This window comes from Lactobacillus sp. M0403, from assembly GCF_016101265.1.
Classification (GTDB): domain Bacteria; phylum Bacillota; class Bacilli; order Lactobacillales; family Lactobacillaceae; genus Lactobacillus; species Lactobacillus apis.
In genome coordinates this window covers 16,923-41,736 of record NZ_JACFQV010000002.1, presented here as the reverse complement: position 1 = coordinate 41,736, position 24,814 = coordinate 16,923, and the positions used below count along the sequence as shown (strand labels likewise).

The 24,814-nt window shown below is 36.7% G+C and carries 22 protein-coding genes and 1 tRNA gene; 10 read left to right on the top strand and 13 right to left on the bottom strand.

Annotation, left to right across the window (positions count from 1 at the left end):
- Window positions 1-4 precede the first annotated feature (4 nt).
- A complete protein-coding gene (locus H3T48_RS02750) occupies window positions 5-355 on the bottom strand; it encodes a YlbF family regulator (RefSeq protein WP_122035540.1) in 351 nt (116 codons plus the stop codon).
- A gap of 15 nt (window positions 356-370) precedes the next feature.
- A complete protein-coding gene (locus H3T48_RS02745) occupies window positions 371-2,428 on the bottom strand; it encodes a PBP1A family penicillin-binding protein (RefSeq protein ID WP_198188363.1) in 2,058 nt (685 codons plus the stop codon).
- Between the two features lie 84 nt (window positions 2,429-2,512).
- On the opposite strand from H3T48_RS02745, the gene H3T48_RS02740 reads away from it, so the two are divergent.
- The gene (locus H3T48_RS02740; RefSeq protein WP_198188362.1) at window positions 2,513-3,391 is read left to right on the top strand and encodes an RluA family pseudouridine synthase; all 879 of its coding nucleotides are present in this window, start codon (window positions 2,513-2,515) and stop codon (window positions 3,389-3,391) included.
- 48 nt (window positions 3,392-3,439) lie between these two features.
- Here the strand turns inward: H3T48_RS02740 and H3T48_RS02735 are convergent, their stop codons facing one another.
- Both H3T48_RS02735 and H3T48_RS02730 read right to left on the bottom strand, forming a co-directional pair.
- Window positions 3,440-4,156 (bottom strand): GntR family transcriptional regulator, encoded by a 717-nt coding sequence (locus tag H3T48_RS02735; protein WP_198188359.1) that lies wholly within the window; start codon window positions 4,154-4,156, stop codon window positions 3,440-3,442.
- A gap of 14 nt (window positions 4,157-4,170) precedes the next feature.
- Window positions 4,171-5,415, bottom strand: a complete 1,245-nt coding sequence (locus H3T48_RS02730) for an alpha-L-fucosidase (RefSeq protein WP_198188358.1) — start codon at window positions 5,413-5,415, stop codon at window positions 4,171-4,173.
- Between the two features lie 180 nt (window positions 5,416-5,595).
- On the opposite strand from H3T48_RS02730, the gene H3T48_RS02725 reads away from it, so the two are divergent.
- From H3T48_RS02725 to H3T48_RS02715, 3 genes are read left to right on the top strand one after another with little or no spacing between them, the layout of a single operon-like run.
- Window positions 5,596-6,507: a PTS mannose/fructose/sorbose transporter subunit IIAB gene (locus H3T48_RS02725; RefSeq protein WP_198188357.1), complete on the top strand. Its 912-nt coding sequence runs from the start codon at window positions 5,596-5,598 to the stop codon at window positions 6,505-6,507.
- 1 nt (window position 6,508) lies between these two features.
- Entirely contained in the window at window positions 6,509-7,303 is a 795-nt protein-coding gene (locus tag H3T48_RS02720; RefSeq protein ID WP_198188355.1) for a PTS sugar transporter subunit IIC, read from the top strand.
- Window positions 7,278-8,099: a PTS system mannose/fructose/sorbose family transporter subunit IID gene (locus H3T48_RS02715; RefSeq protein WP_122035552.1), complete on the top strand. Its 822-nt coding sequence runs from the start codon at window positions 7,278-7,280 to the stop codon at window positions 8,097-8,099. Before H3T48_RS02720 ends, H3T48_RS02715 begins: the two co-directional genes overlap by 26 nt.
- Window positions 8,100-8,202: 103 nt before the next feature.
- Here the strand turns inward: H3T48_RS02715 and H3T48_RS02710 are convergent, their stop codons facing one another.
- Complete coding sequence (locus H3T48_RS02710) at window positions 8,203-9,117, bottom strand: proline-specific peptidase family protein (RefSeq protein WP_074425011.1); 915 nt, start codon at window positions 9,115-9,117, stop codon at window positions 8,203-8,205.
- Window positions 9,118-9,152: 35 nt separating this feature from the next.
- Window positions 9,153-10,931 (bottom strand): oligopeptide ABC transporter substrate-binding protein, encoded by a 1,779-nt coding sequence (locus tag H3T48_RS02705; protein WP_109715671.1) that lies wholly within the window; start codon window positions 10,929-10,931, stop codon window positions 9,153-9,155.
- Between the two features lie 190 nt (window positions 10,932-11,121).
- On the opposite strand from H3T48_RS02705, the gene H3T48_RS02700 reads away from it, so the two are divergent.
- The gene (locus tag H3T48_RS02700) at window positions 11,122-12,492 is read left to right on the top strand and encodes a serine hydrolase (protein ID WP_198188354.1); all 1,371 of its coding nucleotides are present in this window, start codon (window positions 11,122-11,124) and stop codon (window positions 12,490-12,492) included.
- A 58-nt stretch (window positions 12,493-12,550) separates the two neighbouring features.
- Here H3T48_RS02700 and H3T48_RS02695 read toward each other — a convergent pair whose 3' ends face one another.
- Entirely contained in the window at window positions 12,551-14,377 is a 1,827-nt protein-coding gene (locus H3T48_RS02695) for an FAD-binding protein (RefSeq protein ID WP_198188353.1), read from the bottom strand.
- Between the two features lie 114 nt (window positions 14,378-14,491).
- On the opposite strand from H3T48_RS02695, the gene H3T48_RS02690 reads away from it, so the two are divergent.
- Both H3T48_RS02690 and H3T48_RS02685 read left to right on the top strand, forming a co-directional pair.
- Entirely contained in the window at window positions 14,492-15,412 is a 921-nt protein-coding gene (locus H3T48_RS02690) for a LysR family transcriptional regulator (RefSeq protein WP_198188352.1), read from the top strand.
- Window positions 15,413-15,526: 114 nt separating this feature from the next.
- Window positions 15,527-16,096 carry a histidine phosphatase family protein gene (locus H3T48_RS02685; protein ID WP_074425006.1) on the top strand — a complete coding sequence of 190 codons (570 nt, stop codon included), beginning with the start codon at window positions 15,527-15,529 and terminating at the stop codon, window positions 16,094-16,096.
- A gap of 99 nt (window positions 16,097-16,195) precedes the next feature.
- Here the strand turns inward: H3T48_RS02685 and H3T48_RS02680 are convergent, their stop codons facing one another.
- From H3T48_RS02680 to H3T48_RS02655, 6 genes are all read right to left on the bottom strand, one after another.
- Window positions 16,196-17,059 carry an aldo/keto reductase gene (locus H3T48_RS02680; protein WP_232349858.1) on the bottom strand — a complete coding sequence of 288 codons (864 nt, stop codon included), beginning with the start codon at window positions 17,057-17,059 and terminating at the stop codon, window positions 16,196-16,198.
- Window positions 17,060-17,213: 154 nt separating this feature from the next.
- Window positions 17,214-18,128: a class II fructose-1,6-bisphosphate aldolase gene (gene fba, locus H3T48_RS02675; protein ID WP_109715677.1), complete on the bottom strand. Its 915-nt coding sequence runs from the start codon at window positions 18,126-18,128 to the stop codon at window positions 17,214-17,216.
- Between the two features lie 100 nt (window positions 18,129-18,228).
- The gene (gene argS, locus H3T48_RS02670) at window positions 18,229-19,914 is read right to left on the bottom strand and encodes an arginine--tRNA ligase (RefSeq protein WP_198188351.1); all 1,686 of its coding nucleotides are present in this window, start codon (window positions 19,912-19,914) and stop codon (window positions 18,229-18,231) included.
- 261 nt (window positions 19,915-20,175) lie between these two features.
- Window positions 20,176-20,817 (bottom strand): L,D-transpeptidase, encoded by a 642-nt coding sequence (locus tag H3T48_RS02665; protein WP_198188348.1) that lies wholly within the window; start codon window positions 20,815-20,817, stop codon window positions 20,176-20,178.
- Window positions 20,818-20,876: 59 nt separating this feature from the next.
- Window positions 20,877-21,722, bottom strand: coding sequence for an NAD(P)H-hydrate dehydratase (locus H3T48_RS02660; protein WP_198188347.1), 846 nt, complete (start codon window positions 21,720-21,722; stop codon window positions 20,877-20,879).
- A gap of 1 nt (window position 21,723) precedes the next feature.
- A complete protein-coding gene (locus H3T48_RS02655) occupies window positions 21,724-23,004 on the bottom strand; it encodes a serine hydrolase (protein WP_198188666.1) in 1,281 nt (426 codons plus the stop codon).
- A 93-nt stretch (window positions 23,005-23,097) separates the two neighbouring features.
- On the opposite strand from H3T48_RS02655, the gene H3T48_RS02650 reads away from it, so the two are divergent.
- The 3 genes from H3T48_RS02650 (at window position 23,098) to H3T48_RS02640 (ending at window position 24,765) form a co-directional block, all read left to right on the top strand.
- A tRNA-Leu gene (locus tag H3T48_RS02650) sits at window positions 23,098-23,181 on the top strand.
- 73 nt (window positions 23,182-23,254) lie between these two features.
- Window positions 23,255-23,476, top strand: a complete 222-nt coding sequence (locus H3T48_RS02645) for a PspC domain-containing protein (protein ID WP_187158105.1) — start codon at window positions 23,255-23,257, stop codon at window positions 23,474-23,476.
- 182 nt (window positions 23,477-23,658) lie between these two features.
- Window positions 23,659-24,765, top strand: coding sequence for a pyridoxal phosphate-dependent aminotransferase (locus tag H3T48_RS02640; protein ID WP_198188346.1), 1,107 nt, complete (start codon window positions 23,659-23,661; stop codon window positions 24,763-24,765).
- Window positions 24,766-24,814 lie beyond the last annotated feature (49 nt).

Below are 24,814 nucleotides of genomic sequence, written 5' to 3'. Positions count from 1 at the left end.
CTAACTAATTTCTAAGACCTTTATACAGATCATTAATCGGCTGAGTAATTATCTTCTGTACTTCTTCAATCGTACCATATAGACCTTGCTCTGCTTGTAACAAATTCAAGATTTGTGGATCTTGTTGTACTTTTTCATTTAAGTTTTTATATTCATCTTGAAGCTCTTGCGATAAGTCTTCACCTTTGGATTGGGCAATTACAATCGCATTTTGTACCTTGTCCATTTCCTTGAAAAGTGCTGTACTTTCCGCGTTATTCTTAACGCCTTCAATTGCTTCTTTCAAAACACTAAATTCATCAATTTCTTGCAGCTCGGATGCTAATTGATTGGTCGTATCGAAAATATTCACCATTTTTAATCCTCCTAATCATCGGCCAAAAAGACCCTTCAAGTTATTATACCATTCATTTAGCTTTTCTCCCGCAGATCCTATACCTTTTTGAATTTTATTGTTCAATCCATTGGTCCAGTCCGATCCAGTACCATTATTTTGGATAATTTGCTTAGGAGCTTGTTCGGTAAATTGGTTCTGGGCAGTATAAGGAAGTATTCCTTCCATCTCTGCCTTGTATAGTCTAGTGATTTCAGTTTCTGACACACCATGCATGAAATGTTGCTTATTAGTGCGATCGTAACCAACCCAAGTTGCGACAACTACGTCAGGCGTATAACCAACAATCCACTGATCCTTGGTTCCAAAACCGTATGAATTTGGAACCTCAGTTGAACCAGTTTTTCCGGCAACTCGAAAACCAGCTGGTTGAGCTGATGCTCCTGTACCACTAGTAAACACGCCTAATAACATCGTTGTCATTTCATGTGCTGTACTTTCTGAAATAACTCGGTGTCTGCCAGTATCGTGATTTTCGGCAATTACGTTACCACTTGCATCAGTAATTTTTGTAATGAAATACGAATTATTCGGCAAGTTACCTTTATTGGCAAAAGCAGAATATGCTCGTGCCATTTGCAATGGTGATACACCGGTTGATAAACCACCTAGTGCTAAAGCTAGGTTTTGGTCTTCTTTTGGTACTTTAATGCCAAAATTATTTGCAGATTGTACCCCTTTGGACACACCAATCCGGTCTAGTAACCAAACTGCCGGTACGTTTTTACTTTGAGCTAAAGCAACATACATTGGAATCTTATCTGAATAGCCATTATCAACGTTATGCGGCTCATACCCATTTTTACCAAATCGCTGCAACTTGTTAGAAAGCTGAGAGTCATAATGATAGCCTTGTTGTAATGCAGGTGCGTAGCTCACAATCGGTTTAATTGAAGAGCCAGGCTGACGCTTCATTTGGGTAGCTCGGTTATAACCGCGAAAGACATGCTTGCCACGTCCGCCAATGACCGCCCTGACTGCTCCAGTACTAGGATCCATTACCACACTAGCGCCTTGCGTCTTTGTTCCATCAGTTGAGCCTTGAGGGAATAACCAGTCTTGGCTAAATTTTTCTTGGAGTTGTCCCTGATAATTTTGGTTCAGCGCCGTGTAGATACGCAGACCCTTATTCATAACATCTTCTTCTTTTAAGCCATAGCGTTTGATTGCCTCATCGACAACAGCATCAAAGAAGTACGGGTAGCGGTAGCCATCCTGGTTGTGATAGGTATCACGCAAAACTAAGCTTTGGCTTTTTGCGACCTTAGCTTGAGAAGAAGTCAGCTTATTGTTTGCAACCATTAAATCCAAGACTAAATTACGTCTTGATAAAGAATAATTCATGTGGTCAATTGGGTTATAATTACTTGGATTACGTAAAATTCCTGCTAAGGTTGCACCTTCTCCGACCGTTAACTCATTTGCGTTTTTACCAAAGTACTTTCTACTGGCATCTTGGACACCCCAGACCCCATTACCAAAATAGGCATTATTAAGATACATTGTTAAAATATCTTTTTTGGAGTATACATGCGTTATTTCAACCGCAAAAAATAACTCTTCGATTTTTCGCGACAAAGTTTGCCTCTGTGTTAGTAAAGCATTTTTGGCCAGCTGCTGCGTTAAGGTCGATCCACCACCTGCAATTTGGCCGTGATGAATTACCAGTCCTAATGCTGCACGTCCCATTCCCTTGATACTAAAGCCAGGATTTTTCCAGAAAGTGCGGTCTTCAGTCGATATCACAGCATTTTTTACGTTTGGCGAAATTTTGTTATATTCTACGAAAGTTCCCTTTTGCGAATATAGTGCTCCTGCTTTTTGACCTTTATAATCATAAATAGCAGTCGTCGTAGACAATGAAGCCTTCAAATTTGAAATGTTTGATGTTTTAACTTTGACGGTATAATAAGTACAAACCAAAAGCGTCATGCTGAGCAAGATTAAGATAATCCAGCGCCCGATATAAAAGCGGTGATCAATGCGATACCATAAGGCCGCTAAGCCACTTTTCTTTGGTTCATTATTTTCCATTTTATCTGCTCCTTTAGAAACAACTAAAATTTTATCATATTAGCAAGGCTTCCCTTTATTTTCAAGAAGATTTAACAAATATTTATGAGCTATTACTTTACATTTAACATTCCAACAAATCATGCACCCTGTTCAGTTAACGACTTGCTACGTCAATTACTAATTCCACGCAAATGGCGTCATTTTTTGCGTACCGAACAAAAGATAATAATTAATGGTGCTTATCGGTATTTCAATCAAGCAGTCTATCCTAACGATAAAGTCGAACTTTGGTTAGACCACGTTGAAACAGCGCAAAATGAGTATACACCTAGTGGTAAAATGCCGGAAATAATCTACGAAGACCAAAATTTCATAATAATTAACAAACCAGCTGGTCAAAAAACTCATCCTAACTTGTTTGAAACTAACACTGCACTAAATGATTGCGCCACCTATCTGGGTTTTTCTCCCTTTATTGTACATCGTTTAGACATGTTGACGAGTGGGCTGCTCCTCGTTGCCAAAAATCCAGCAGTTGTGCCTATTCTAAACCGTGAATTAGTTACCAAGGCCTTTCACCGTGAATATTTAGCAGTTGTTAATCTAGAAAAAGCAATTGATGACAACGGAACAATTGATTTACCCATCGGACATGATCCACTTGATCAACGTAAGCGCAAAGTTGTTAGTGATGGACTGAAATCAATCACAAACTATCAAGTTTTGAAGCGCTATGACAACAATACAGCTTTAGTTAAATTAACACTGGAGACTGGACGCACACACCAAATTCGCGTTCATCTTACCGCAATTGGTTGTCCAATTATAGGTGATCCCCTCTATAACCGAAATGCTAAAAAAGACGAGTTTCTCCACTTAACCGCATATCAGATTTCTTTACAAGTACCTTTCACATTAGACGAACTGAGGGTCAAATTACCTGTCGAAAAAGTGCTTTTACTTAAAGAAGCAAAAAACTAAATCATTTTTGATTTAGTTTTTTGTTTTCTAGTAATTTAGATGTAAGAGTTACTGGCGATAAGCTGTTGCAGTTGCCTCATAACCCCAGAATTCAGGTAGTTTATAGCTAATTGTATATTCAAGTAGTTCACCAGAAACTAGTGGCAAATAAGTTTCTCGTTCCTGATAAATAAAAAGTTGTTTTGCTTCTTGTGTGAAGTACTGCAATATTTCTTTATCGGAAACAGTTTTTGCCCAATTTTTTTGTTTAAATGGCAATTCAAAAGGATCAATTTTAGAGTCATCCCTAACCTTTTGGTAAACCGAACTGAACAATGACAAGTTATCCAATTCATCAGTATTTAAATAATTTGGATTTAGATAACTAATTGAATATTGACTTACTTTTTTACCAATATAGCGTAAACGTCTTACTTCAAGATAATTGTTAATTTCATCGAAATGAAGTTTTTGCAGCACATCTTGATCATCGCCCATTCTTACTAAAAGTACTTTAACACTTTCAGTTTGCCCCTCAGCCAGGTTCAAATCCGTGAGCATTGCAACCTGCTTATGTGCTTCTTTTGCTACAAAAGTCCCACTTCCTTGAACTCGAGTTACCTTATTTTGTTGTTCTAAGGTATTTAGAACTTTTACTGCGGTCGTAGAGCTAACATGATAAATTCGACTAATTTCTGCTTCACTATAGAAACGATCACCAGGATTCAGCCATCCATTATCTAACTTTTCAACCAATTTTAAAACAATATCTTGATATTTTGACATCAATTTCACCGGCTTTATTTAAAGGAAACCTTGGCTATTCTTACACACCAATCTGTCCCATAAGTGTAACCACCTATGTCCACCGTAAGCGTTCCTCTATCAACATCTTGCATAAAAGGAAGTTCTTTTTGATCATCTAGCCAAGTTATTTTTTCTATCTGTTTGAATATACCACTAAATGAACGTAAATTGATACCTTCACCGCCTAAAACCACATTATCATCGCCAACAATTTCTAAATCATGTAAAAACAAATATAGAGTATTTTTATCTATCAGAGCAATATCTTTATCGTTTCCGCTCGCCTTGATTTCAGAAGAAGGACGTGAGGTATAGATACTTTGCCCCGCCATCTCTGTCCATTTACCGATTTGTTCCATAACGGCTTGATTCATTAACGGAATTTGTCCAGTTCCCGTTAAGCCAATGTTAAGTAAAATGTTAGCTCCAATGCCACGAGCATGAACAATATTTTCAATTAGCTCTTTTGTAGATTTGAAGTTTAAGTCATCTCTGGCGTAGCCCCAGTGTTTATTCATCGTTACTGAGGCTTCCCCTGCGACATATTTATCTTGGAAACCATGATTAACTTGATCTGGCGTTTTTCGCTCATATGTCACAACATCAATTTCAGGATTACTTATCTTCCCTCTGTTTTTTAAACCTGTATTGTTAACAATTATTGCATTGGGCTGATATTTTCTGATTGTTCCGTATAAACGATCTAATTTCCAATTAGCCTCTTTTTTATTCCAATCACCATCAAACCAAAATCCTCCAATTGAGCCATAATTCTTGCACAAAATTTCAACGGATTTTAATAGATAATCTAAATACTTATTGAAGTCAGTTTCATACAGTTCACTATGCCAATCATATGTCGCCATGTATAAAAAAGGCTGAACATTATATTTATGGCAGGCATCAATAAATTCTCGAATCAAGTCTCTATGGGCGGGACTGTGCATTGCATCAAACTCAGATAACCCTTGGGTATCATACAAGAAAAAGCCTTCGTGGTGCTTGGTTGTCAAAACAATATACTTAGCACCCATTTTTTTAGCAGACAGAACAATTTGCTCGGCATCAAAATCTTTAGCAGAAAAGTTGTTAATTAAGTGTTCATACTTTGCTTTATCTCGATGATGGATATATTCAGTCCACTCTCCGACTTCTAATTGCGAATATAAGCCCCAATGAATAAATAAGCCTAACCCCAAGTCTTCATATTGCTTAATTCTAGTCAAAGCTTCTACCATGTTTATTCCTCCCAATCCATTTCAATATTTAACACATTAAGTTAAACACTAAGAAATATAAAAGTCCATAGCTGCTTTTAACAAATATTGTTATAAAGCTATTGCAATTGCTTTCATTTAGAATTAATATTTACCTTGTAACCAAGTTAACGCATTAAGTTGAAGGAGAGTGATTTTTATATGTATATCTTAGCAAGTCATGGTGACTATGCAAAACAAACGCTTAAGAGCTGTGAAATGATTACAGGCGAATTAACTAATTTCGCAACAGTTTCTTTTAAAGATCCGATGGGCATTGATGATGTCGTCAAATGCTATGAAGATATTTATCAGGGCAGACAAGATTCTGCTGAGGAAGTCGTAATTATTGCTGATATTCCAAACGGTACACCAGCAAACGCAGCAAATACTTTTATTGCAGAACATCCTGACGTCAAACTATATTCCGGTCTTTCCCTGATGTTGACCTTATCACTAGCAACAGGAACTCCTGCTGACGAGGCAATCAGTCAAACAATTGAATTAATGGAGTCAAACATCAAAAAGAAACCTAAAAAGCAGCCCGCAGCGCCAAATAAAGAAACTGCTCCTGTAAATACTGGTAACCCCCTAGTTAATGTAAGAATTGATTCGCGCTTAATTCATGGTCAAGTTGCTACCATGTGGACTAGAAGTCTTAATACGACGAGAATCATGGTCGTTGACGATCAAATTGTTACCAGTAAGGTGCAAAAGGCAACCTTAAAAACGGCTGTTCCAGCTGGGATTCACTTAAGTATTCTTACAGCTAAGGGAGCTGCAGAACGAATCAATAGTGGACAATACAATGGTCAAAGAGTTCTTTTACTCGTTAAAAAGCCGCAAATCTTGGCACAGCTAGTATCTGCTGGTGTTAAGCTTCCGGCAGTAAATGTTGGTAACATGTCAATGTCTCAGGGGGCACGTCAAGTTGCTAAAAGTGTTGCCGTTACTGACGAGGACACTGCTACCTTTAATCAGATGGCAGAAAAAGGAATTGAATTTTATCATCAAATGGTTCCGAACGATAAACAAGAGCCATTTATTTCAATGTTAAATAAGAAGGAGAACTAAAATGGCAATCACATGGTGGCAAATTTTACTATTAACAGCACTTGCTTTTTGGATGATTATTGACCAACTGACAGTTGCAATATTGTGTAATTATCCGCTTTTAATTGGTCTTGTAGCTGGACTTATTATGGGTGATATAAAAACAGGTTTAGTTGTGGGCGCGACGCTTCAATTAATGGTACTAGGTGTTGGTACTTATGGCGGCGCCAGCATGCCAGACTTCATGACTGGGGCTATCGTCGGCACTGCCTATGCAGTTATGAGTAACAAAGGAGTTAGCTTTGCAGTTGGTCTAGCAGTTCCTGTCGGCCTTTTAATGGTTCAACTAGATGTTCTGGCTCGTTTCACTAATACCTTCTTTTTACATCGAGTAGATAAGATGATTGAAGAAGATAATGAAAAAGGCGTTGCCCATAACATTATTTACGGGATGTTTCCTTGGGGATTATCACGTGCACTACCGGTACTTTTGATGTTATTAGTTGGTAAAAACACAATTCAGGTTGTAGTTAACTCTATGCCTCAATGGCTAACTAATGGTTTATCCGCAGCCGGTGGAATTTTACCAGTAGTCGGAATTGCAATTTTACTTAGATTTTTGCCTACTAAACGTTTTATCGCTTACCTATTAATTGGTTTCTTTTTAGCAGCATACATCAAAGTACCAATGCTTGGTGTAGCAATTATTGGTGCTGCAATGGCAATTATCTATTACAAACAAAGTGAAACTAAGGAAGCAACAACTACTCAAACTGAAGGAGGACATGAAAATGAACTCGGCGAATACGAAGACTAATTCCCAAAAAATAACTAAAAAAGATTTATTCCGCGCAAACTGGCGTTGGTTGTGGAGCAGCCAAATCTGTTGGAACTATGAGAGAATGATGTCGACTGGATATCTTTACACGATGTTACCAACAATTCAAAAACTATATCCTGACAAAGAAGACCGTGTTTCAATGATGAAACTTCATAATCAGTTCTTCAACACGAACGCTTACGTCGGTGGCTTTATTGTCGGGATGGACATGGCTATTGAAGAAAAAGAAGGCCGGAAAGCTGAAGAAGCAATCGCCGGTTTGAAAGCTGGTCTGATGGGCTCATTTGCTGGTGTCGGTGATACAATTTTTGGTGTTATTCTACCAACAATTTTCGGTTCAATTGCTTCATATATGGGATTAAAAGGAAACCCAATTGGTGCAATCATTTGGCTAATAGCAAACTTTGTTGTTCTGTTCTTACGCTTTGCCCTACTTCCGATGGGATACTCGCAAGGTGAAAAATTAATTTATGCAGCAGGAAATAAATTAAACAGACTAACTGATGCAGCGATTTTACTCGGGGTAACAGTTGTAGGAGCATTGATTCCAACAGTTGTTAATGCAAACGTACCATTAGTCTTTAAAACAGGTAAAGTTGTTCTAAAAGCACAATCAATTTTAGACCAAATCATGCCTTCACTTGTTCCAGTGCTATTAGTTGCAGTCTGCTACTGGCTTCTCGGCAAGAAGAAAATGACTTCAACTAAACTGATTATTACCGTTTTGATTGCCGGAATTATTTTAGGTGGATTTGGCATAATTGGTAAATAAAAACGAGTCAAAAGAATAGATACTAGTTAAGCAAGAAGCAAAAGAAACCGTGAGTCAATCGACTCACGGTTTCTTTTGTTTTATTTATCTTTAGCTCAAGCAGTTATTCACCCTTAAAAGTGCCAGCTTCAACTTCACGGATAAAATCAGCTACATGCTTGTAGTAAACATCTGGATTATCAACCATATGGTGATGTCCTGCATTCGGTGTAGTAACTAAGCGAGAATTAGGAATTTCTTTTTGCATAATTCTTGCTGTTTCCAAAGGCATCGTATCCTCTTCACCAAAGGTTAATAATGTAGGCATTTTGATTTCTTTTAAATACTTTCTAAAGTGCCAATCTTTCAATTTACCAGTTACCACAAATTCATTATCACCTTGAAAGGCATGGTATACAGGCAAACCGCCAATACGCTTAATATGATATAGCTTACATGGCTGACGACGATCAAGAAAGTTAATGTTCAATATTTGAACGTCCTCTTGGTAGCGTTTATTGTCATAGTCATTGTTTTCTTCACATTCACGCATAAAGTCAATTTCTGATTGTGGGAAAATTTCTTGTCTACGGCGATTGATTGACTCAATATAGTCATCAGTATCATCGACCATAGAAGAAATAATTGTTCCTTTTAAGTGTTGACCATATTTAACCGCATATTCTTGCGCCAGCAAACCGCCCCAGCTTTGTCCAATCAAGTAGCAATTATCAAGGCCAAGCTTGTCCCGAACCTCATCCACTTCGTCGAGAAAGTATTCGTAGGTTAGGTATTTAGCTGCAATCTCTGGATCATCATAATCAGGTTGATCTGAATAAAGAGAGCCCAATTGATCGTACATTGTTACTTGGACATTAAGTCCTTGTTTAGCCAATTGATCTGCGGCGTCTTCCCAATATTCATGATTGCCGCCTGGGCCTCCATGTAATGCTAATAAATGGATATCGCCTTCACCTTGGGTACTTGTCCATAAGTGATAGCCGTTATCTAAAGTGATAATTTTTGAACCTGTTCTCATTAGTTAGTCTAGTCCCTTTCTAGCCTATTTTTATCTTATTTTGCGTAACCAACTTTATACCATAATGGGTGACCGTTATTACCCTCAGATGGCTTCAATGAATAACCAGTAATCTTATCGTTAATTGCTGAAATTTGGTATGAATTATCGATTGGAATTACATAAGCTTCGTCATTCATGTATTTTTGCCATTCATGGAATTTTTGAACACGATATTTATGGTTCAAAGCCTTTTGCGAGTTCATTTCTTCCAAGAGCTTGTTGTTCTTCTCAGTTACAAAACGAGTCATATTAAACGGTGCGGTTTCACTGTAATATGGGTTTGGCGATGGTTCCGTAGGGGTTGACCAACCACCAATGTACATGTCAATACCCTTGTCATCGTGTTGCAGCTTATCGTAGAACGAGTTGTGTTCGATCAAACGGCCAGTAGCTAACTGAACATTCAAGCCTACTTTATGCCATTGTTGGATGTAATTTTGGATGATTGGTTCCTTAGTTGCATCCCCACTCATAGCAGCAACATTAATAGTTAAAGGTTTGCCGTTAGGTTGCACACGCCATTTACCCTTCTTCTTATAACCAGCCTTGTCTAAAATTTCATTGGCTTTCTTTAAGTTATAGTCAAAACCTTTTTCGCTCTTGTCGTAAAAGTCACCAAATTGTTGCGGAACAAGAGTTTTCACTCTGAAAGTTAATGAATAAGTGTAGCGTTTATTAACTGCATCAACGTTCATTGCATATCCAATTGCCTGACGTAAATACTTGTTGTTCATTTTAGCTTTTGGATTTTCAACGTTCTTGCTGAGCTTACTGTCCCATTTACCAACCTTAAAACCTAAGTAATGATATGCAATTGGAATTTGAGCAATGAAGTTAACATCCTTAGTTTCCTTAACTTGTGGCCATTGCGTGTTGATTACAGGGATTACATCAAACTTATGACTCTTGATTGCTTGTGAAGCAGAGTTTGGTGAAATAACTGAAACAACAATCTTATCTAAGTTAGGCTTACCACGCCAGTAGTATTCGTTAGGTACCCAAGTAGCTGATTGACCACGAACAAGTTTCTCCATCTTATAAGGACCAAAGAATAATGGGTTCTTTCTGATCTTATCAGATGACTTTAATTTAGCAAATGGAACGTCTTTAAGGTAGTGGTATGGTTCAACCCCTTCCCAAAGTGAACGACTTCCCGCATTGTACATACTTGGGCTTAATTCAGTGAAGTGAAGAATCAATTTACGGCCATTTTCTCCATCTGGCATTTCAATTCCAGAAATAGTCTTAGCCTTACCTTCATGGTATTCCTTGAGACCCTTTAAGAGTTCAAATTGACTACTATATCTTTGGCAAGCCGTATCCTTGTTAGCTAGGATTTCATATGCATATTCATAGTCTTTAGCAACGACTTGCTTACCATCCGACCACTTAACACCTTTTTTAATGTTAATGGTGATTGTGTTGTTTTTTGGATCTAATTTACGTGTAGCAGCACCCTTGTCCGTAACGCGATAATTGTCATCACTGTCAAACAAAGTTTCCTGGCCAGGAGAAGCAACTGTTGAATCCACATCTTCAGAAGATAATTCTTGAGAAAAGATACCTGAAAATGGGGTATCTGTTTCAACGGCAATTTTGACAGTGCCACCCTTTTTAATTGCCTTTTTCGGTGTTTCCATTGGAAACTTGGCTACAGATTTGGTGTCATCATTATTAGCACTGTTGTTGTCATTGCCTTTACCACATGCAGTTAAAGCAAATGCTGACAAACTCAAAATACCAATTGAAGAAAATAGTTTAGCTTTTTTCATCTTATTTCTCATTTCTTTATAAATTTAATTTATTAATATTAATAAATATATCATAGAAATAAAATTATTACATCATAATTATAAAAATAACATTTAATTTTAGTAAAGAAAGGAGTAAAATGGTGATAAAAGTCTGTTTTTTACCGATACGTTTTACACTAATGTACCGGTAATTTTTAAAGGAGTAGTAATGGAAAAGCAAAAAATAACTGATTTCGCTGAAAAAGTAATGGATAAATTTAATTTACCTAGTCTAGGCTTTGGTGTATATCACAAAAATGAAAGCTACAGCCACGTCTACGGTGATGCAAACGAAGATAGTCTGTATCCATTGGCTTCTATTTCTAAGTCATTCTTAGCTACAGCAATTTGTCAACTGGCTGATGAAGGCAAAATTAGCTTAGATGATCCATTAAAGAAATATTGGCCTGACTTTAAAATGGTCGATAAATATGTTGAAGATCACTTAACATTCAGGGATGCATTAAGTCATCAAAGTGGCTTACCAGCACATGATTTAATGCGTTTTACCAATATGAATAAACATGATCTTTCATTAAAAGAAAAAGCAGAGCATGTCGGTTATTTACAGCCCAATCACGAATTGCGTGTAAAAATGCAATACAGCAACTTGGTTTATGCCGTGGCTACCTACGTAATGGAACAAGCAATCGGTCAAGATTACGGTTCATATGAGCGTGAACACCTCTTAAAGCCACTCCACATGAATGACACATACATCAACCATAATGAGGCTCCTCGTGACCGCATCCCTAAGCCATATATTAGAGACAATGATGTAACAGAAGAAGTACCATTTATTGCACCTGGTAAAGTTGGTGGTGCCAGCAGTATGCTAGCTACAATTTCTGACTTGCTAACTTGGGCAGAATTTCAACTGAAAACCCAAAAATCAACCAAGGATGAAGTGACAGCACAACGTTATTTACCACAATCAATTATGTTACCTAATCGTCCTTACGGTGGGGCAAACTTTGGTGCTTATGGTTTGGGTATGATGATGGAAGACTATCGGGGTCACAAATACTTCTATCACAGTGGCTCATACATTGGTTATTGCTCATTCCTTGGTTTTGTTCCTGACCTTGACCTTGCCTTTGTCTTTACTACCAATATGGATTCAACAGATTCAATTTTTGCTCTTGGCTATCAAACAATTGACGAAACTTTAGGAATTCATGATACAGATTGGGCAGACAAAGTAAGTAAAATCATGGCAGATAAAAATCGTGCTCGTGAAGATAACATTGCTAAGCTTAAAGGACCATCTCCAAAAGCGGTAAAAGCAACAGCTGAATTACTTGGTGATTATCAAAATCCAGGTTACGGTTTGGTTACCCTCTGCGATGAAAACGGTGAACTAAAAGCTACTATTGGCAAATGGAATTACCCAGTAATTGAAAATGCAGACGGTAAAATGTTCATTGAAGAAAGATTATATCAACATGGCCTAATTCCAATTACATTAGGTAAAGATAAAATTGCACTTCAATCTGATCCTGCACTTAAAGAACCAACTGAATTTACAAAAGTAAAATAAAAAACTAAAAAGGCGCTGCAAATTGCAGTGCCTTTTTATATATAGAAAATCATCTAGTTTATTTGACTTTATCTAATGAGTCCTTAACTGCTTCCTTAATTGCGCGACTAGTTTGCGAAGCACCAGAAACTGCATCAACATCATACGTGTTTTCTTCGACCATTTTTTGTGGCAATTCTTTCACTGCCTTTAGACCATAGTCATCACTCTCAGTTTGTTTCAATATCTCAACATTTTTAATCTGGCCATTATCACCAACTGTAGTCCGGACAACAACACCGTCACCCATTCCTTGGTTGCTATAACCTAAATATTGGTTTTTACCAACAGAATATTGTCCTTTGTCCTCATCACTGGTTGTATCAAAATTACTATTTACAACTGCTTCGTTAAGGTCAATACCACCAGAAACTGGTAAATCCTGCTTAATCATTGCTGCGTTTTCTCCAGCAATTTTACCAGAAATCAAGCAATCCGCCACATTACCACCAGTAGTATATTTATTAACAAATGGTGAACCTAATTCTCCAGCTTCATACAAGTGTGGAATTGGTTGGTTATTAGGATCAAGAACTTGGCAGTGTCCGTCTCTTCTTCCTCCACCTTGCGTATTAAGCATATTTTGTCTTAAAGCAATTGCATAATAAGGTCCATTTTCGCTAAATTTACGCAAAGTTTTTGGATTTCGATGAAAGGCATAATCCTTGCCTTGTTCAGCCATAAAGTTAAATTCTTCAATTGTTTTAGTCAAATTGGTAGCACTCTTATTAATTTTCTCTGCTAATTCTTCGATTGTTTCTGCTTTAATGGCTTTTTCAAGGTAACCAGGAACTTTTAGACCATCATCAGGTTCATTCTTTAGTTCATTATATTTTTGTTGATCAAAGATCATGTATGGGCGCTCTTGATTTAGTGGAACAACCCAGTCGCCGTGGTTATAAATATGACCATGACGGTTCATTTCGGCTTCGTTAAAGTAACGTGTACCATCATCACCAACTACAACGACACTACCAGTTGAACTCTCTTGCCAAAAGACATTCAAAGCGTAAGTCGAGCGAACACCCTCTTTTTGACGCAATGATAAACCGTGGAATTGTCCCAATGATTCAAATGATCGCATATTCCACAATTGAGCATTTACTTCTTGCAGCATTTTAATGCCGTCACCTTTATTATATAGGGAACCAATTGGTGACAAATAAGGCGATTGCAAAAACGTTTGAATCATTTCTTTATTATTTTCGAAACCACCTACAGCCAAAATCACACCATTCTTGACTTTGATATTTCTTAAAACATGATCACGTTCAATTTGAACACCAATAACTGTTTTTGAGACACCGTCTTGAATTAAATGCTTAGCTGGAGAAGAATACCAAATATCAATTTTATCTGAGCGATCAATGACCTTTTGTCTCAGAATCTTCCATAAAGCTGCGTCATCAACGCCTTCGTGAACTAAATAATCGTCATATGAATCTGCATCAGGTAATTCAGGGTATTCAGTTACATAGGCTGTTGAAGGCGTTCCTGCGAGCATTTTTTTCATACTTACTGGCTCAACATCTAAGTACTTTCTAAAATAGCTTCCCATGTTAGCCATACCTTCAATCAAGTTTTCAAAAGCTTCATTGTCTGGCTTAAGCGGTGCCGCCATATGTTCATGGTAGTTCTTTAATGCTTCATAGTCAGTACCAGCACCAACCATTTGACCTGAATATCTTGTATTACCACCTTCATGGCCCTCAGGGGCGCTATCTACTAAAAGAACTTTTGCACCGTTATCAGCGGCAAATCTGGCAGCAGTTGCACCAGCTCCACCAAAGCCCAAAACGGCTACATCATATACTGCATCCCATTGAAATTTTTCGTTATTAACCATTTTTATTCTCCTATATAAACTGTTGTTTACTCTTTTATTTAACACTATAATTTAAAGTATGTGAAATACTTAATTATTGAAATCACTATTACAAAATAGGAATAGGTGAATAAAATGGATAGTCGGTTGTTAACTTTTTTAGAAGCACTTGAAAGCAGTACGTCTTTTTCCGAAGCCGCACAAAAGCTTTATTTATCACAGCCTTACGTCAGTCGTGTCATCAAAAAATATGAAAAACAGTACAATGTTACTCTAATTAATCGTAATTCTCACCCCGTACAATTAACCCCTGCAGGGCATCTTTTAATCACTTATTTGCGCAAAGATTTACAATTACAAAACGAATTAACTAATAAAATGAGAAAATATGAGCAAAGTTCTTTTCCCACATTACGAATGGGAATTACTCCCCCACTTGGAGAGAACTTTAACTTAACCATATTACCAATTTTATTGGAGAAGTTTCCTAACTTAAAAACTTCTACACTAGAACTTAGTACAGCTGATGCAGAAAAAGCGTTTAAAGATGAACAACTAGATTTGTTTGTTGGTAATATTATTCAACTTCCAGGTATTAAAAGTCAAAGCCTGCACAAAGATACTCAAGTTTTAGTTTTAGGTAGAAATTCAAAGTTATACCAGCCTCGTCAAAAAGAAATCCCTTTTTCTCTTAACAAACTTCATGAGCTCATCCAGGAAAACTTTATTATTGTTGATGGTGAACGTCATTATCAAGAAATTATTAATAACTACTTTAATAAAATTGGCCTTCATTTTTACCCACAAATTCACGTTCGAGATTCGCTCACTGCCCTTAAGCTAGCAAGCAAGGGATTGGGAAACATGACAACTAGTATTGAAATGGTTAAAAATGATAGATTTAGCAATATCAATTATATTGTGTTGCCGATTAATGAGATTAATGTCAATTTTGCGGTTTCTACTGATACATCAAATATTCAGCTGGCAGAAGAAATTAACGAAGTTAGCAAAATACTGAACAGAACTTTTACGAGTAAAATCTTAACTTACTAGTTTTTATACTAATTTAGAGTACAGTATAAAAGCTACGATAATCTTTAAAAACAAAAGTATTATAATAAACTCTGAATGTTACGCATTAATGAAAAATAGAAAGGTAACTTATTTATGAAAACAATTTACTTGGTACGTCATGGGCAAACTTTGTTTAATGTTCAACATAAAATTCAGGGCTTTTGTGATTCACCATTGACCGAATTAGGTATTAAGCAAGCTTTGACTACCAAAAAAGAATATTTTGAACACAACCAGATTACTTTAGAGGAAGCACATTGTTCTACTTCAGAACGAGCAGTTGATACTCTAAAGTTAATCACTGATTTGCCTTTTTCAACTCATAAAGCTTTACGTGAATGGAACTTTGGTACTTACGAGGGCGAGGGTGAACATTTAAATCCTCCTCTTCCTTATAATGACTTCTTTGTTCAATTTGGTGGTGAATCCCAAGTACAGCTGACTAGAAGAATCAATGAAGCCATTACTAAAATAGCTGCAGAGTCTAGCAATGAACAAATCTTAATCGTTTCGCACGGAGCTGCTATTGCAAACTTCTATCGACAATGGGAAAAGTACAACACCTTTACGCGTAAAGATCGAATCAAAAACTGTTCAGTGCTGAAATATACATTTGAAAACGATATTTTTTATTTACAAGAGCTTTTTAACCCAAGCTGCTAATTACATGCACTTTTTATAACCTAACACAAAAAACTTCCTACATTTAAGATGATTAAATGTAAGAAGTTTTTTACATCTTAGCAAATTTACGTTCTTACTTTACATTTTTCCACCAAATACTGGAAAGTGCCCAGCAGAACCGTAATCAAAGCTAGTGATATTCTCTAAAGTGGACATATCTTCAGCACTTATTTCAAAATTCAGCTCTGCATCCTGCTTCATATGATCTGGATTTTTTGCTTTAGGCAAAACTACAGTGTTTAACTGCCAATCATAACGAATACACAACTGAGCAACAGAAACATCATATTTATCTGCAATTTCTTTAATTGTTGAGTTATTCAGAGCTTCTCCATGTGCAACTGGAGAAAATGATTCAACTACAATATCATTTTTTTGACTAAAATCGATTAGCTTCTTAGGAGTTGCTCCAATATGACACAAAATTTGATTTACCATTGGTTTAGTATCACTGTTATCAATCAAATTTTTCAAATCCTCTGGTTCAAAGCTTGAAACACCAATAGCTCTTAATTTACCCTCTTTCATTGCATCCTCTAAAGCACGCCAGGTTTCTAAGTTGCCTTCAAAATGACGATCAGAAGATTGATTTACTTCTCGCCAAGGTTGCGGATTATGAATGATCATCATATCTAAGTAATCAAGTTCCATCCGTGTGAGAGTTTCATCAATTGACTTTTTCGCCTCTTGATAGTTTTTGATTTCAGCCTCAACCTTTGAATTAACAAAAATTTGGTCACGTTGAATGCCAGATTCTCTTATTCCTTGACCAACCCCTTTTTCATTATGATAAGCTTGTGCGGTATCGATATGACGGTATCCCATCTTTAAAGCGGCTGCTACAGGTAAAGCTACTTCATTGTCTGGAATTTCCCAAGTTCCCAAAGCTAATTTAGGGATTTCTACTCCATTAGTAAGTGTAAATGTCTCATCAAAAATCATAATTGTCCTCCCATATGTTTTTCTTGAGTATAGTTCTTAAAGCCCACTTTAAGTCAAGAATTTTTCCACTCATTTAAAAATTAGAGAACTAGCTTTTTGAAGTACAAAAAAAGCCAGTTTTAAACTGACTTTTTTAGATATTAAGCTAACTTAATTATTCTAAGTTTAATGAGCTCTTATCAAATGCAACTGACTTAATCTTGTCGTCGATTGATGGAGTACCTAACCAAGTAATCATTTCCTTCATTGAGTCAGTGATTGCTTCAGTACCAGGAAGAAGAAGCTTACGAGGATCGTAACCCTTGTTGTCCTTGTCTTCATCCTTGTGAGCTTCGAAGTACTTACGAGTAGCTTCTTGGAATGCTAATTGGAATTCAGTGTTAATGTTAACCTTTGAAATACCAAGTGAAATAGCCTTCTTAACTTGTTCTTCAGGAATTCCTGAACCACCGTGTAATACAAGTGGAACTGAAACAGCATCAGCAATTTCCTTTAGACGGTCAAAGTTAAGACCCTTCCAGTCAGCTGGGTAAACACCGTGAATGTTACCAATACCACAAGCAAGCTTGTCAACACCGGCAGCAGCAAATGCCTTTGCATCTTCAACAGAAGCAAGTTCTCCACCTTCGGAACCTTGGTTTTCACCAATCTTACCGATTTCAGCTTCAACTGAAATGCCGCGTTCGTGAGCCAACTTAACGATTTCCTTAGTCTTAGCTAAGTTTTCTTCAGTTGACAAAGCATGACCATCAAACATAACTGATGAGTAGCCAAGTGCAATACATTCCTTAGCGGCTTCAAAATCACCGTGGTCCAAGTTCAAAACAACTGGAACTGAGATATTCATTGAATCCATTGAGTCTTCAACAATATCCTTAGCAACCTTGTAACCACCCATGTACTTAGCAGCACCCATTGAAACTTGGATTAAAACTGGAGTTCTAGTTTCCTCAGCAGCTTGCAAAATTGCACGAGTCCATTCCAAATTGTTAGTGTTATAAGCACCTACTGCATAATGGTTTTCACGCGCATCTTTAAAGATTTGGTTACCATTATCTAAATATGCCATTAATAATTACCTCCTATTAATCTTACAGTCACATTGTACCGTAATAATGAAGTGATGAGCAATCTTTTAATCAATGTAAACGCTATTTTTGCAAAAAAATTTACATTTCTTTTGGTGCATTTACACCTAATAATCTTAATGCTTCAGTTAAAACAATTGAAGTGGCTTCAACTAAGGCCAAGCGACTATTAATCTGCTCATCTTCAGTCAAAATTTTAACATTAGCGTAGTATTTATTAAACTTTTTCGCAACATCTAAAGCATATTTAGCAATTACAGAAGGTTCAAACTTGTCACTACTACGTGCAATGATTCTAGGAAAATCGGCTAGAGCCTTAGCAACGCTAAATGACCAATCATCATTGAGACTATTATTTGAAAGGCTAGGTTCTTGGCCCATCTTCACAGCTTTGCGTAAAACACTTTGAGCACGCGCATTGGTGTATTGAACGTATGGACCAGTGTCACCTTCAAAACGAACAACTTCATCCAAGTCAAAATCAAAGTTTTCAATTCGATCATTTTTCAAATCGTGGAAAATAACTGCACCAACACCTACATCATGCGCAACTTGTTCCTTATTAGCCAAGTTGGGATTCTTTTGATCAATTTGCTTCCGCGCAAGGTCAACTGCATCCCCTAAAACTTGATCAAGGAAAACAACATTACCCTTTCTAGTAGAAAGCTTTTTGCCATTTTGTGTGATTAAGCCAAATGGAACATGATGAATTCGATCTGCCCAGTCATAACCCATTTTCTTAAGAACAGTTTTTAATTCTACGAAGTGTTGTGCTTGCTCATTCCCAACAACATATAGCATTTTTACAAAATGGTAAGTGTTCATTCGATAAATTGCAGCTGCCAAATCTCTTGTTAAATAAATACTACTACCATCAGATTTAACAATTAAAGCTGGGTTTTCATCTTCACCCATATCAACAACTTGGGCTCCGCGAGATTCGTGCAACAAGCCCTTTTCCTTCAATTCATCAATAACAGGCTGCATTTTGTCATTGAAAAAGGCTTCACCTTTATAAGAATCAAAATCTACGCCTAATTCTTTATAGATCCGCTTAAAGTCAGCTAAAGAAACTTCACGGAACCATTGCCATAATTCGACTGCTTCAGGATCACCGTCTTCCAACTTCTTAAACCAAGCACGTCCTTCATCATCCAATTTAGGATCTTTTTCGGCTTCTTCATGGAATTTAACATAGTACTTAAACAAGTTCATGATAGGGTCTTTTTTGACGTCTTCTTCATTGCCCCAGCGCTTGTATGCATAAATCAATTTACCAAATTGAGTACCATAATCACCAAGATAATTGATTTTGATTGGTGTGTAACCAACCTTTTTCATTGTTTCTGCAATTGAATTACCAATCACAGTTGAACGCAGATGGCCCATTGACATTGGTTTTGCAATGTTAGGACTCGACATATCGATAGGAACATTACCTTCACCTAACTTCTGGTCACCATAGTGTTCTTTTTCACTTAGCACCTCGTCAAGAGTTTGACTGATTAGCTTTTCATGGTCAATTGCAAAATTGACATAAGGGCCAACTGCCTGAATATTTGCAAAGTCAGCACTAGTTAAATTAGCTGCGATTTCTTTTGCAATTTCTGCAGGGTTCTTATGCATTGTTTTTGCTAAGACGAAAGCTGGAAAAGCATAATCACCCATCTTTTCATTTTTAGGCCGTTCGATTAACTGACTAATCTTATCTTTTGGTAGATCAACTTGGCTTGAAACCAAATCAACTACTTTATTTTTTAAGTCCATCGTTACCTCCAAAATCAAACAAAAAGTCTCCTCCTTACTTAAAAGGAAGAGACGAGTTTTTGCCCGCGGTACCACTCTAATTGACACTAAGTATCCGCTTATTTAATTTGTTATCTTTTTATATTATTAGGCACGCCTTCAGCTATTTCTCCAGTTCACCTTACACCAACGTGAACTCGCTAAAAATGGAAAAGATACTTACTACTCCTAACACCTTACAAAAACAGATTATAACAGGAAAAACTGTCAAAGCCAACCGTTTTAATTGTTTTTGATTATAACTTCGGTGTTTGCCGGTACATGCTTCATTATCCAATATGCATCAGGCACACTTAATCTAATACAGCCGTGTGATGAAGGCTTAACACCTAACCTTTTGGCTTCTTTTTTATTGTACTTGCCATTGGTTTTGACGGGAACAGAATGAAATAAATAGATATTGTCAGTGTCAAAGCTTGTCCAATAATTCGCACCTTCATTTAATTTAGGATTGTAAAAGGACGCCCCACGATTATTCTGAATCTTAAATGTACCAGTCGGCGTATATGACTTACCATTGTGATACTTTCCTGCACTTGAAACCATTGTGTATACAACATGATTGTCACGTAAAATATAAACGCGATTCCCTTTTAAAGAGACACGAATCGTTAAATCATTTTCAAGACGTTTAACTTTGGGATACGGTATGCTTTGACTTGGTTTACGCCAATTGATTGGCACATTTAAAGTTTTAGGGTCTTTATAAGGACGATAAGAAGCTGCAGTCTTAGTTGCCGTACTTTGTTTTTGAGGTAAATTTGCCCTTTCTTGTGTTGGAGGCATTGAAACGCGCGCCAAACTAATCGCACAAATCAAAAGTATAAAAAAAGTAGCGAGCGGTTTTAATAAGTTGTCTTTCATGTTAACCGACCTCCTTAAGAAGCTCTCAGGTCTATTTTACAATCTTTTACAAAATAAACTTATTGATCTTCAAATTCTTTCATTAATTTAGGCAAAAGCGCACTGATTTTAGTTGGTTGAACAACATAATCTCTTTTTGCAATGATATCTCCAGCCAGTGAATGCAAGTAAACTGCTGCTAAAACTGAATCAATGTTGCTACCAAACTGAGCTACAAATCCACCTATTATTCCAGCTAAGGTATCTCCCATGCCCCCTACTGCCATTCCTGGATTACCAGTAGTATTTTCATAAATATTTCCGTTTGAATCATAAATGTGAGTGTGATTTGATTTCAAAACTAAAATACCATTTTTATTAGGAAAAAAATTAACAAGAGTAGAAAGATTGGCACTATCAGTTTGATAAGGTATTCTGAGCTGGCTGACGCGTTGCCACTCCATTTGATGCGGGGTGAGGATCACTAAGCCAGCAGCTTGCGGAATTAATTCATGATTAGTTGCAATTAAATCAAGCGCACTGGCATCTAAAATCAATGTTTGCTTACTTGTAATTTTTTGGCATAACATCATCAGTATTTTTTTACCAAACTCATTAGTGCCCATCCCTGGTCCACAAATAATAACATCTACTTTTGGAACTAGTTCTGCCAAGTCGCTGCTACGCCAATCGATGTACATTGCTTCTGGATCACGAGCATGAAGTGCATTTAAATTAATCGAGTGACAAGCCACAGCTACCAGGCCTGCACCACTTTTTAGGGCTCCTTCAGTAGCCATGATAATCGCTCCGCCATAGTTTTCGCTACCACCAATTAGCAAAACCCTGCCATAATCGCCTTTATGACTAGCACTTTTTCTCTTTGAAATTACTTTTGTTAAAATCTTTTCTGTTACTTTTATCATTTTATCCTCCAAATAGCCAGTGCCAGAAGCGAATAAAGATATTTACTCTATCAGTTGACGTTTGCGCTTGAGCTGGAAGCATGATGCCGTTTGGTTGCTTTAGCGAAAACAGTTTTGAATTACCTGACTTGAAATAATATGAACTGACTGTTTGACCCATAGTGATTGGAGCTTCTACTGTTTTTTTAGTTAGACCAACCGAAAATGTTTCATCAACAGGTCGCCAAATAATTGCTTGTTTTTTTAAGCTAATATTGACTTGCTTACTTTTTCCATTATGCACATTAACATTAGTTGAACCAATAATTGCTTGGTCCTTATTCAATTTAATTGGTTGATACTTTTGATAAACAAAAGATAATAATTTCTTGGTTTGTTCAAATCGAGCTGGATCAGCACTATTTATATGTTTAGCCCCCATAACAACAGTGATAACCCTCGCTCCTTGATGCTTCGCAGTGCCAATAAAACACGCACCCGCTGCATCAGTTGTACCTGTCTTCAGACCATCAATGTTGAAATTGGAACTATGTTGCGATAATCCCTTAAGCATCCAATTAAAATTTGTCATTGGTGTTTTGGTGGCTTGATCTACGAAATCCAAATGAGCAATTCTAGTCGTCTTAATTATTTCTGGATATTCATTTAGTAAATGCTGACCAACTACTGCCATATCTTTAGCCGACATTAGATTTTCTGCATTTTTTTCAGCTCCGGGATAAGCGTCACTCCCTACACTTTTGTTGGGTAAGCCACAAGCAGTATATAGCTTGGCATCTTTTATGCCCCATTGCTCTACTTGCAAACGCATTTGCTTTACAAAAGCTTTTTGTGAACCACTAATAGCTTGAGCTAATAACATCGCTGCACCATTTGCCGATTCAATTAAAGTGGCTTGATACAACTGCTTAATTGTATAAGAATGGTTCATTTTTAGTGGCACATTGGAAAAAAGTCTATTATTCGCCACCTTGACAATTTGTTCAGTTGGTTGAACTTCAGTATTCCAAGTGATTTTTTTATCATCAATTGCCTTCAATGTCAGATAGGCTGTTATAAGCTTCGTCATTGAAGCAATCGGAAGTGGCTCGTTAATATTTTTACCGTATAAAAGCTGACCGGTACTACTATCAATAGCAAGAGCAGATTTTACATCTAAATTCAATTGTTCTTGTCTGTAATTGTCCGGTATTGCCTGAGCCGATATGGTCTGTGTCGGTAATAATAATGTGACTATGGTAACAAGTACCACTAAAAGCTGGGAAATTTTTCGTTTCAAAATGGAGATCACCTTCCAATATCTTTTTTGGATATTTTTAGTTTTATGATTACATTCTATCAAATTTTTGGTATCATTATTACTGGATTGAATAAAGCCCCGATGGCGGAATTGGCAGACGCGCAGCGTTCAGGTCGCTGTTTAGGTAACTAAGTGAAAGTTCGAATCTTTTTCGGGGCACTAATTTGAGAAGCTAATCATTACTGATTAGCTTTTTTTGTATTAAAATTTAGTTAAGTGAGGAGGGTTTGTTATGCAGAAACATTTAACTAAATCAAGAGATAAAATTTTAGCAGGAGTTTTTGGTGGAATTGCTGAGTATTTTGGTTGGGACAAAGCATGGACTAGAATTGGTGGGACAATTTTAATTTGTTGCACTGGATTTGGTTTGATTGCATATATTGCTGCTGCAATCGTGATGCCTGACAAGCCAAAACATTCTGAAGCTCCAAAAGGAGATTTCCATAAACTATAATATTTCAATTACAATTCAATTTAAAAGTGCTTCAAGTAGAGTCTACTTATCTCTTACTTGAAGCTTTTTTATTGTCTACTATAGAGAACGCACCATCTGAGTTTAATTACTTAACCAGTTTGACGCTTTTGCAATTATGGAATATTATTTAATAAATTCTTAATGCAATGAAAGGTTAAAACATGAGCTTAGACGTTAACATTTTGCCCCCAGACTACATTGATTTCACCATAGGTGATTTTCGCTCTGGTGTAGAACCGACAGTTATCGAAGAACTTACGAAAAAAGTTCAAACAGACGGTAACGGTTATACACCCGGTCTTGGTCTACCCCTTCTTAGAGAAAAAATTATTTCTCACTATCAAGATACTTACGGTATTAAAAATATTAGTACGGAAAATATTCAAATTACTGTATCTTGTTTGCACGGCGCATTTTTAGCCTTAAAGTCAATTATCACATCGAAAGACGATGAAGTAATTATTATTGCACCGTATTTTCCTTCCTATATAAACTTAATTAAGGGAGCTAACGGAACACCAGTTGTAGTCAAATCAATTGCTCCAGATTTTGCATTGCCAATTGAGCAAATTCAGGACTGTGTAAGTGAAAAAACTAAAGCAATTATTATTAATTACCCAAATAATCCAACTGGTGTCGGACTGTCAGATCAAGAACGTAATTTTTTAAATGAACTTGCTCTAGAAAAGAATATTTTTATCATCGATGACCATGTTTACAGTGATTATCCAAGTACACATCCCTACAAACCAACATCTACAGATATTTCTCATCAGGTTCTAGTAAGCAGTTTTTCGAAAAATTTTGCGATGCCTGGTATCAGATTAGGTTACGTAATCGCGCCTAAGAAAATCATTGACCAAAATGCTTTTTATAATGAAGGGATTACCTTCAGCCCGCCAACCATTAGCCAATATATTGGTGAAATCGTATTAGATAATACTTTCCAGTATCAACAACATTTAAAGGATATTGAACAAAAAGGTAAATCTGCTGCTCAATTATTCCGCTCAAGTAACTACTTTGACTCTTGCACTTATAATGGCGGCCTATATCTATTCGTCAAAGTGACAGATGAAATCAAGAATCCAGCTTTATTTTATACACTCTTGGAAGAGCACTTCCACGTTTTAGTAGCACCTGGAGATGAATTTGATTACTCAAATAGATACTTTAGAATTTCTTTGTCTGCAACTAACGAAGACTTGCATAAAGGTGTCCAGAAAATTATTGATTGTGTTGATTATACTTTAAACTTTAAGCAATAAAATCTTGCTAAGTTTTACAATTAACCTACTTACTACTAATTAGATGAGA

Excerpts from the sequence above, each read along its gene's own strand:
- H3T48_RS02750 (WP_122035540.1), bottom strand. The coding sequence starts at position 355 with ATGGTGAATATTTTCGATACGACCAATCAATTAGCATCCGAGCTGCAA.
- H3T48_RS02745 (WP_198188363.1), bottom strand. The coding sequence starts at position 2,428 with ATGGAAAATAATGAACCAAAGAAAAGTGGCTTAGCGGCCTTATGGTAT.
- H3T48_RS02740 (WP_198188362.1), top strand. The coding sequence starts at position 2,513 with ATGAGCTATTACTTTACATTTAACATTCCAACAAATCATGCACCCTGT.
- H3T48_RS02735 (WP_198188359.1), bottom strand. The coding sequence starts at position 4,156 with ATGTCAAAATATCAAGATATTGTTTTAAAATTGGTTGAAAAGTTAGAT.
- H3T48_RS02730 (WP_198188358.1), bottom strand. The coding sequence starts at position 5,415 with ATGGTAGAAGCTTTGACTAGAATTAAGCAATATGAAGACTTGGGGTTA.
- H3T48_RS02725 (WP_198188357.1), top strand. The coding sequence starts at position 5,596 with ATGTATATCTTAGCAAGTCATGGTGACTATGCAAAACAAACGCTTAAG.
- H3T48_RS02720 (WP_198188355.1), top strand. The coding sequence starts at position 6,509 with ATGGCAATCACATGGTGGCAAATTTTACTATTAACAGCACTTGCTTTT.
- H3T48_RS02715 (WP_122035552.1), top strand. The coding sequence starts at position 7,278 with ATGAACTCGGCGAATACGAAGACTAATTCCCAAAAAATAACTAAAAAA.
- H3T48_RS02710 (WP_074425011.1), bottom strand. The coding sequence starts at position 9,117 with ATGAGAACAGGTTCAAAAATTATCACTTTAGATAACGGCTATCACTTA.
- H3T48_RS02705 (WP_109715671.1), bottom strand. The coding sequence starts at position 10,931 with ATGAAAAAAGCTAAACTATTTTCTTCAATTGGTATTTTGAGTTTGTCA.
- H3T48_RS02700 (WP_198188354.1), top strand. The coding sequence starts at position 11,122 with ATGGAAAAGCAAAAAATAACTGATTTCGCTGAAAAAGTAATGGATAAA.
- H3T48_RS02695 (WP_198188353.1), bottom strand. The coding sequence starts at position 14,377 with ATGGTTAATAACGAAAAATTTCAATGGGATGCAGTATATGATGTAGCC.
- H3T48_RS02690 (WP_198188352.1), top strand. The coding sequence starts at position 14,492 with ATGGATAGTCGGTTGTTAACTTTTTTAGAAGCACTTGAAAGCAGTACG.
- H3T48_RS02685 (WP_074425006.1), top strand. The coding sequence starts at position 15,527 with ATGAAAACAATTTACTTGGTACGTCATGGGCAAACTTTGTTTAATGTT.
- H3T48_RS02680 (WP_232349858.1), bottom strand. The coding sequence starts at position 17,059 with ATGATTTTTGATGAGACATTTACACTTACTAATGGAGTAGAAATCCCT.
- fba (WP_109715677.1), bottom strand. The coding sequence starts at position 18,128 with ATGGCATATTTAGATAATGGTAACCAAATCTTTAAAGATGCGCGTGAA.
- argS (WP_198188351.1), bottom strand. The coding sequence starts at position 19,914 with ATGGACTTAAAAAATAAAGTAGTTGATTTGGTTTCAAGCCAAGTTGAT.
- H3T48_RS02665 (WP_198188348.1), bottom strand. The coding sequence starts at position 20,817 with ATGAAAGACAACTTATTAAAACCGCTCGCTACTTTTTTTATACTTTTG.
- H3T48_RS02660 (WP_198188347.1), bottom strand. The coding sequence starts at position 21,722 with ATGATAAAAGTAACAGAAAAGATTTTAACAAAAGTAATTTCAAAGAGA.
- H3T48_RS02645 (WP_187158105.1), top strand. The coding sequence starts at position 23,255 with ATGCAGAAACATTTAACTAAATCAAGAGATAAAATTTTAGCAGGAGTT.
- H3T48_RS02640 (WP_198188346.1), top strand. The coding sequence starts at position 23,659 with ATGAGCTTAGACGTTAACATTTTGCCCCCAGACTACATTGATTTCACC.